Below are 7229 nucleotides of genomic sequence, written 5' to 3'. Positions count from 1 at the left end.
TCGATGCACTAACGCGCAATATATAGAAATAATATATTTTCTTGTATTTGTTCTCTGTTATTGGTTTTATATCGCCCATTATTCGCAGTGTTGGCAGGAAGGGAAGACAAGCGGCGGCGGATCTGGTATACTCTGGGCTGGCCGCAGAGAAGCCACCGAAACCGCAGCAACAACGCAGAGGGCAGCGAGGCGAGTGTGGTTTCTCTCCTGCCTGATCCGATCTCCGGCTGCACGAGGATCGCTAGAATAGAAAGAGAAATCAAGAAAAAGCTGTAGCGCGGGCAGGAGCCTGCTTCTGCCGCGGTCGGTCTGGCCTGCTCGGCCCGAGCGGCCAGGAGGCTGGCTCATTGGTTAGTAGAGCTGGAGTATAGGTCTAGCTCGCGCAAGACAAGACACAAGCAAGGAGCAAGCAACCATGACCACGGATGCGTCGCGTGTGCCGTATCCTGCGCCGCCTGCGGTAGAGCATCCAGAGCTAGAGACCTACCGGCAAGAATTCCCCATTCTCCAGCGCAAGACCTACCTCAATAGTTGCTCATTAGGGGCCCTTTCGCAACGTGGCATGGCGCGCCTGAGCGAATTCATGGAGCGGTGGAACGAATGGGGGGCGCACGCCTGGTACGAAATCTGGCTGGGCGAGCTAGAGCAGGCACGGCGCCAGTTCGCAGCCATCATTGGCGCGGAGCCGCACGAGATCGCCATCGCCCCCAATGTCTCCGTAGCTCTTGGGGCTATTGCCAGCGCCTTTGACTATCGCCAGCGGAACAAAGTCGTACTGGCCGATATGGACTTCCCAACCCTCGCCTATCAATGGCTGGCCAAGCGCCGCCTGGGGGTCGAGTGCGTCTTTGTCGAAAGCCCCGATCGTATCTACACGCCGCCGGAGTTATTCGAAGAAAAAGTAGACGAGCGCACACTACTGGTAGCTACCTCGCGCGTCTTCTACACCAGTGGCTACATTCAGGATGTGCGTGCCGTAGCCGACATCGCCCACAAGCAGGGGGCCTATCTCTTGATCGATGATTACCAAGGCACGGGGCAGATCCCCATCGACGTCGAGGCGATGGATATCGATATTTTGGTCAGCGGCACGCTGAAATGGCTGATGGGAGGTCCGGGCCTGGCGTTCATCTATATTCGTGAGGGGCTGCTCTCACAGCTCGAGCCGACGCTCGCCGGCTGGTTTGGCCATCGCGAGCAATTCCAGTTCAAGACGCGCGAACTAGTCTTTCGAGCGGATGCGGCACGTATGGAACTCGGGACGCCGGCAGTGCCCTCTGTCTACGTCGCCAATGCCGGTATGGAGATTGTGCGTGAGATTGGCGTTGAGACTATCTGCGAGCGCACGCGCTATCTCACCAACGATCTGATTGCGCGGGCGCGTGAGCATGGCTGGCAAGTGCGTGCCCCGCGTGAGCCAGAGCGGCGCAGCTCTATCGTGATGCTGGAGATGGACCAGCCTGAGCAGATTGTGGCCGAGCTGATCAATCGCAACATCATCGTCGATGCGCGTCCTGGCCTCGTGCGGATCTCTCCGTACTTTTACAATACGATCGAAGAGAACGCCATTGTAATCGCAGCGCTCGAAGAGATCCTAGAAGAGCGGCGCCGGAACGGCTGAGGTCAGGCCGTAGAAGAACGAAACCAGGTTCTACATAAGTTCGTAGTATTTTCCGTATGCAAGAGTCAAGCAAGCATGACAAGCACGAAGGACGTCAGGAAGGGAGGAGAGCGATGGTCTGTCCTGAATGCCATGCCAGCTGTGGGCCAGAGGACCAGCGTTGTCCGGTCTGTGGGGCCGAGCTGGTCATACCGGCCTCGCGCAGCCTGGTGAGCAGACCGCGGGAGGCTCTGGCGCCCCGCCGGCTGCAGTGGCCGGCGCTCCTGCGAGGCCCTGTGCAAGGAGTAGCTGCCGGTGTAGGAGCGCTGGCTGTTGGAGTGGGCTTGGAGCTGCTGCGACGCCGTCTGGTTACCCTGTTGTCTCGCCCGGCAGGCTCAACGCGCCGTGCTGCGCTGGCGCTACCGTGGCTGAGCGATCTGAAGCGGCTGGGGCCACTGGCAACTGAGAAGACGCCCAAACTGCCACGGGGCTATGAGATCCAGGAAACCGTTATCTACGTCGAACGAGTCATCCGCCGTCGCTCATAAGGCGCTGCGCCTACTACTGGCGCTGACGCTCGGCTGGTTGCTGCTCATCTCTGCTGCCTGTGCTCCCAGTAGCGGCATTCTTGCCGGTGGTGCCTGGGAATCAACTGGTCTGCAGCACGAGCATATTCGGACGCTGGCTGTGAACGCGGCTGATCCGGTCCAGCTCTATGCCGGCGATGCCCACGATGGCATTTTTGCCAGTAACGATGCTGGTCAGCACTGGCAGCCGCGCAATCAGGGGCTGCCCTTGCCCCTGGCGGTCAACGCCCTCAGCTTTGATGCCACGGAGCGCCGCCTCTACGCTGCTACTGACCACGGTCTCTTTGTCAGTAGCGACGGCGGTGGACATTGGAGGGCGGCAAGCGCCGGACTACCAGCGGATAACTGCACGGCGCTGGCCTTTGACCTGGAACGCGCAAGCGTCCTCTATGTCGGCACAGCCCATCATGGCGTCTTTGTGAGCAGCGATGGAGGGGAGCACTGGCAGACAGCCAATCGGGGGTTGCCATCGGCTTCCCCCATCAACGACCTGGCCTATGTCAGCGGTCAGAGACAGCTCTGGGCAGCTACCGTCGGCGGTATCTATCGCTCCGATAATGGCGGGCAGAGCTGGCGCCCTGTCAGCCGGGGCCTGCCCGCAAACATCACTGTCTATCGCGTACGTCCGGCGGCCCTTAGTGGGGGAGAGCCACAGCTAGTCTTCGCTGGCACTGATCAGGGTATCTTTCTCTCACATGACGACGGAGCAAGCTGGCAGCGTAATACAGAGGGGCTGGCGCGCCTCAGCGTGCGGGCCATCCTGATTGACTTTCGCACGCCAACCACCCTCTACGTTGGCACGGACATCGGGGTGCTGCGCAGCAACGACAGTGGGCAGGTCTGGAGCGCTATCATCGGGAGTGGCGGTCTCCCCAAGAATCGCCAGGTCTATGCCCTAGCCCTGGGCGCCAGCAACTATGGTCAGCTCTTTGCTGCCGTAGACGACGTCTATGTCTTCCCTGGCAGCAGTGGCGGCTGGAACACCAGGGCCTTTGTCCCGCTACTGCTGGTCATCGCCTTCATCATCCTCCTCTATTGGCTTACGCGTAGCAATCGCCGTCATCGGCGTGGGCTGCTGCAGGCAACGCGTCCGGCAGCCGAGCCAAAGCGCCAACTACCCTCGTTCCAGTCCCCCCGCCAGCAAGAGAGGGATGCGCCTTCAGGCCAGGGCCAGTAGCCTGGCTCGAAAGGCGCACCCTCTGCTGGTCCCCCTGAGGGAGGGGGCACATCAACGTCGGTCTCATGGGTGGTGGCTCCCGATATATGCCACCAGCAAATAGATCAAATACAGCAAAATGCAGACCAAGAGAATAGCCCCATAGCAGGTCAAGGTCCAGGCACGGCGCGTATTGAGGGCCTGGCGGAGCTGCTCCTCCATATCGGGAGGGTCGAGCTGGATATGGGGAGCCAGCTCGCGCAAACGTGGCAACATTGCCCGAAAATCGCGCACATTGCTCATTCCCTCAGCCAGCATCACCGTCTCATTTTCATCAAGATCAGCCAGCAGGATCAGCCTGGCGGGATTAGGATCACCCGGCATCAGAATCAGGCGCTGAATCTGTGCCAGAGGGACGCGCGTCTCTTCGCCCTCTTCGCGTTTCACCACCACCAGCTCCTCTGGATAGAGCTGGATCTCCTTCCCCAAACCAAAGCGGACCACGCTGACAGGCAGTACTTTGCCCTGTTCCTGTTCGCTCTCGTTCATATATTCCCTGTAGACTTGCATCCTCATGGCTGGCTTGCCCCTGGCCTCTTCCTGCCTCTGCTGGATGGACGTCGCAGGCGAGCAACGGCGAAAGGAGAGCAAAGGAAGAGGCCTCAGCGCCCCAGCATGGCAGGCGACATTGCGGCCGCAAGCTGCCTCGTCTGAAGGCATTGTACAGCATCGGCGTCAGCCCGTCGAGGCAAAGCGCACGCATTTTCACCGCGAGCTAGCGCAACACTATCTTGACATGCATCTATCAAGAACACTACAATCTTGAACGGGATGTGGTGAGCAAAGGGGAACCATCATCAGATTTGCAGGGTGTTTTCTCTATCCTGTTCTGGGCGAAGAGGTAACAGACCTGCTTTCGTCCACGAGAAGGTAGCGACATGGCGCAGGTTGGCCTGCTGGAAGATAATCCGCGCATTGCAAAGCTCTGCGCGACTTTTCTAGACTTTGCCGGTCATCGCGTTGTGCATTATCGGCACCCACGTGAGTGCCTGGAAGCGCTCCGCGTGGAGAAACCCGCTGCGGAGAAAGCTGCTGTGTCGGAGGTCGATGGGCAAGCCTCCGAGGCTCTGCCGATCGATATTCTGATTCTCGACCTCTACATGCCCGACATGCCTGGAGAAGACGTCCTTCGCCAACTGCGGGCCCATCCACGCACCCGCAACCTTCCGCTCATTCTCTGCACTGCTGCTCCGGCCAGCGAGATCGAACAAGCCAAGAGCATCGCTCCTCGGGCTATCGTCGTTGAAAAACCCTTCAAGCTCCAGACCCTTACCGCTGCCATCGATGCGCTGATGCGCTCGTGAGTCTCTCCTCACCGTGGTCCATCTGAGCGAGGAGGTCAGGCCGGATTGGCCAGCGCTGCACGAAGCACACAGATGCGTCTCATCAGTCCCTCACTCCAATGGGGGCTGTTGAAGTCCGTGCCAGGCGCTGGCGCCGGTTAACCTGCTCGTCCTGCCTTCCTTCCTGCCACTCCCTGTCACCTTGAACAAGCAAGCGACTTTCATGCTCAACAGCATCAGAAATGCATTGCTTTGAAAAGAAGAAATATGGTATCTCTTTAGAGAAAGGGTCGGCGGAAAGAGCCGGCTAACAGGGCGCGGCAGCGCCTTGCTGGTCGAAGGGGCCTTTCACGGCATTGGCTTTCCTATAGTTGAGGAGGAAAAGCCGCATGGGGACACTGTTGCTCTCGATCATCGCCTTCTGCTCTACGTGCATGGGTGGCATCGTTGCCTTGAGGCAACGCGAACAACTCCAGCGGGTCATGGCCTTTGCGGCTGGCACACTCGTGGGCCTGGCGACCTTTCAGTGGCTGCCGCGCCTCTTTAGCGTGCTGGCCCTCCTGCCGCGTGAGCGTTTTACCGCTTTTGTCGCTTTGGCTTGTGGTTTCTTCACCTTTCACCTCCTCGAAAGGCTGGCTCTGCACTGGCAGGAGGGCCAGGAGAGCCAGCGTCAGGAGGAGACAAGCGGGATAGCCCGGCCTGTGCTGGGAGTAGTCTCCGTCCTGCTCTTCTCCCTGCACCGCCTGCTAGAGGGAGCGACCATCAGTCTCGGCTTCAGCGTCAACCCGGCTACTGGACTGCTACTAGCCGGGGCCATTATCCTTCACAACCTCGTCGAAGGCCTCAACGCCGTCGTGATCCTGCTGACCAACCGCAGCAGCCGTCGGCAGGCACTTATCTGGCTGCTCTTCTTCGCCTGTACCCCCTTGCTGGGGGCGCTAGCGACCATCTGGGTCAGCCTGCCAACGGCCCTTCTGCCGCGCTATCTGGGCTTCTTCAGCGGCTTTCTCCTTTATCTAGGAGCCAGTCATCTACTGCCCGCAGCCCAGCGCCCAAGTGAGCTTTGGTCGCTGCTGTGGACCTTGGCCGGAGCCGGCGCGGCGCTCATCATGACCGTCCTGCTCCAGCCATTCTAAGCACGACCTGCATCCGTGTCGTTCTCGGCTTGGACCCCTGAGAGCTGCCACCGTCGCTACGCAGAGGAAGCAGGTGGCTGCTCAGTCGCAGAGGTCGCTGGCCTCTGTCCCTGGAGCGGTGGCTGCACCGCCTGGCGCAGGTGCCAGTTTTCCGCAAAGAGATTGAAGAAAATACGTTGGCGTGGGTGAGCGGCGACAAAAGCCTGATCGAGAGTGACTCCCAGGCCCGGCCCCTGTGGAAGCGAGAAATAGCCGTCGACCACCTCGGGGTTGCCTGGTGCTGCCAGCTTGACCCACTCCTCATTGAGATCGTTAAAATGCTCCTGAATCTTAAAGTTAGGCGTCACAGCGGCCAGATGGAGAGCTGCCGCCGTTGAGACCGGACCACCGACATTGTGAGGAGCGACCAGTAGATAGTAGCATTCCGCCCAGGCAGCAAGCTTACGAACCTCCAGCAGCCCGCCGCAGTGCGTAATATCGGGCTGGATAATATCGGCAGCCTGCAACTCAAACAGTGGGCGAAAATCGTAGCGTGTATGCAGGCGCTCACCAGTCGCGACCGGGATCGTCACCTGCTCAGCCACCTTCTTGAGCGCGGCCAGATTTTCAGGGGGGACCGGCTCCTCAATCCATGATGGCTTGAAAGGGGCTAACTCGCGCGCCATCTCTACGGCTGTCGCTGGATTAAAGCGCCCATGCATCTCGATCAGCAGCTCTACATCCGGGCCGACTGCATCGCGCACTGCCTCCACCAAAGCCACCGCCTTGCGTTTCTCGGACGGCTCCAGCTCATAGAAGCCTGAGCCAAAGGGGTCAAGCTTGAGGGCGCGATAACCGCGCTCAATCACGCGGCGCGCTGCCCGATGGAACTCCTCTGGCGTGCGCTCGACCGTGTACCAACCATTCGCATAGGCCTTGATGCGCGTGCGGACCGGCCCGCCCAGCAACTCATAAATTGGACGCCCTAGTGCCTTGCCTACAATATCCCAGCAAGCGATCTCAATGGTGGCAATGGCCGACATGGCAATCTCGCCCGCCCGCGCATAGTCATTGCGATACATGCGCTGCACTAGATCCTCAATGTGGCGCGGGTCATGGCCGAGCACATGGTTGGGCACAGCCTCAGCTAGATAGCCCAAGAGGGCATCAGTATGATTAAGCATACGCACCTCACCGACTCCTTCCAGCCCTTCATCGGTAATCACACGCACAAAGGTCAGGTTGCGCCAGGCCGTGCCCATTACATGAGTCTTCACATCGACGATTTTCATAGCAGTACCCGCTGGCTCCTCCAGAGGTGATCAACAGTAAAACTCTCTTAGGAAGCAGAAGTCATTCGCGCCTGGCTTGACAGAAGCCACATCCCTATATTATCATACCGTTAAATTGTATGACAATTGTGGAGGC

7 protein-coding genes are annotated in these 7229 nt (G+C 59.3%); 5 read left to right on the top strand and 2 right to left on the bottom strand.

The features are described from left to right. Window positions 1–415: 415 nt before the first annotated feature. The 3 genes from IRZ24_RS14450 to IRZ24_RS14440 all read left to right on the top strand — a co-directional run bounded on the left by IRZ24_RS14450 (window position 416) and on the right by IRZ24_RS14440 (window position 3364). Window positions 416–1621, top strand: coding sequence for an aminotransferase class V-fold PLP-dependent enzyme (locus tag IRZ24_RS14450; protein WP_297165448.1), 1206 nt, complete (start codon window positions 416–418; stop codon window positions 1619–1621). Between the two features lie 113 nt (window positions 1622–1734). Beyond that, window positions 1735–2148: a hypothetical protein gene (locus tag IRZ24_RS14445; RefSeq protein ID WP_297165447.1), complete on the top strand. Its 414-nt coding sequence runs from the start codon at window positions 1735–1737 to the stop codon at window positions 2146–2148. Further along, the gene (locus IRZ24_RS14440; RefSeq protein ID WP_297165446.1) at window positions 2093–3364 is read left to right on the top strand and encodes a hypothetical protein; all 1272 of its coding nucleotides are present in this window, start codon (window positions 2093–2095) and stop codon (window positions 3362–3364) included. The genes IRZ24_RS14445 and IRZ24_RS14440 overlap by 56 nt, the downstream gene beginning before the upstream one ends. A gap of 63 nt (window positions 3365–3427) precedes the next feature. Here the strand turns inward: IRZ24_RS14440 and IRZ24_RS14435 are convergent, their stop codons facing one another. Further along, a complete protein-coding gene (locus tag IRZ24_RS14435) occupies window positions 3428–3892 on the bottom strand; it encodes a hypothetical protein (RefSeq protein ID WP_297165445.1) in 465 nt (154 codons plus the stop codon). A gap of 389 nt (window positions 3893–4281) precedes the next feature. Between IRZ24_RS14435 and IRZ24_RS14430 the strand changes: the two genes are divergently transcribed. Beyond that, window positions 4282–4707, top strand: coding sequence for a response regulator (locus IRZ24_RS14430; RefSeq protein WP_297165443.1), 426 nt, complete (start codon window positions 4282–4284; stop codon window positions 4705–4707). Window positions 4708–5075: 368 nt separating this feature from the next. Then, window positions 5076–5822 carry a ZIP family metal transporter gene (locus IRZ24_RS14425; protein WP_297165441.1) on the top strand — a complete coding sequence of 249 codons (747 nt, stop codon included), beginning with the start codon at window positions 5076–5078 and terminating at the stop codon, window positions 5820–5822. A 56-nt stretch (window positions 5823–5878) separates the two neighbouring features. Here the strand turns inward: IRZ24_RS14425 and dgoD are convergent, their stop codons facing one another. Beyond that, window positions 5879–7093, bottom strand: coding sequence for a galactonate dehydratase (gene dgoD, locus IRZ24_RS14420; protein WP_297165439.1), 1215 nt, complete (start codon window positions 7091–7093; stop codon window positions 5879–5881). Window positions 7094–7229 lie beyond the last annotated feature (136 nt).

The organism is Thermogemmatispora sp. (assembly GCF_019683755.1).
GTDB lineage: Bacteria > Chloroflexota > Ktedonobacteria > Ktedonobacterales > Ktedonobacteraceae > Thermogemmatispora.
Note: the sequence above shows the minus strand (reverse complement) of the source record. Positions and strands in the feature narration are given on the sequence as shown.

What these genes read in the sequence shown, in the direction of transcription:
- IRZ24_RS14430 (WP_297165443.1), top strand. Translation starts at nt 4,282, where the DNA reads ATGGCGCAGGTTGGCCTGCTGGAAGATAATCCGCGCATTGCAAAGCTC.
- IRZ24_RS14435 (WP_297165445.1), bottom strand. Translation starts at nt 3,892, where the DNA reads ATGAACGAGAGCGAACAGGAACAGGGCAAAGTACTGCCTGTCAGCGTG.
- IRZ24_RS14450 (WP_297165448.1), top strand. Translation starts at nt 416, where the DNA reads ATGACCACGGATGCGTCGCGTGTGCCGTATCCTGCGCCGCCTGCGGTA.
- IRZ24_RS14440 (WP_297165446.1), top strand. Translation starts at nt 2,093, where the DNA reads ATGAGATCCAGGAAACCGTTATCTACGTCGAACGAGTCATCCGCCGTC.
- IRZ24_RS14425 (WP_297165441.1), top strand. Translation starts at nt 5,076, where the DNA reads ATGGGGACACTGTTGCTCTCGATCATCGCCTTCTGCTCTACGTGCATG.
- dgoD (WP_297165439.1), bottom strand. Translation starts at nt 7,093, where the DNA reads ATGAAAATCGTCGATGTGAAGACTCATGTAATGGGCACGGCCTGGCGC.
- IRZ24_RS14445 (WP_297165447.1), top strand. Translation starts at nt 1,735, where the DNA reads ATGGTCTGTCCTGAATGCCATGCCAGCTGTGGGCCAGAGGACCAGCGT.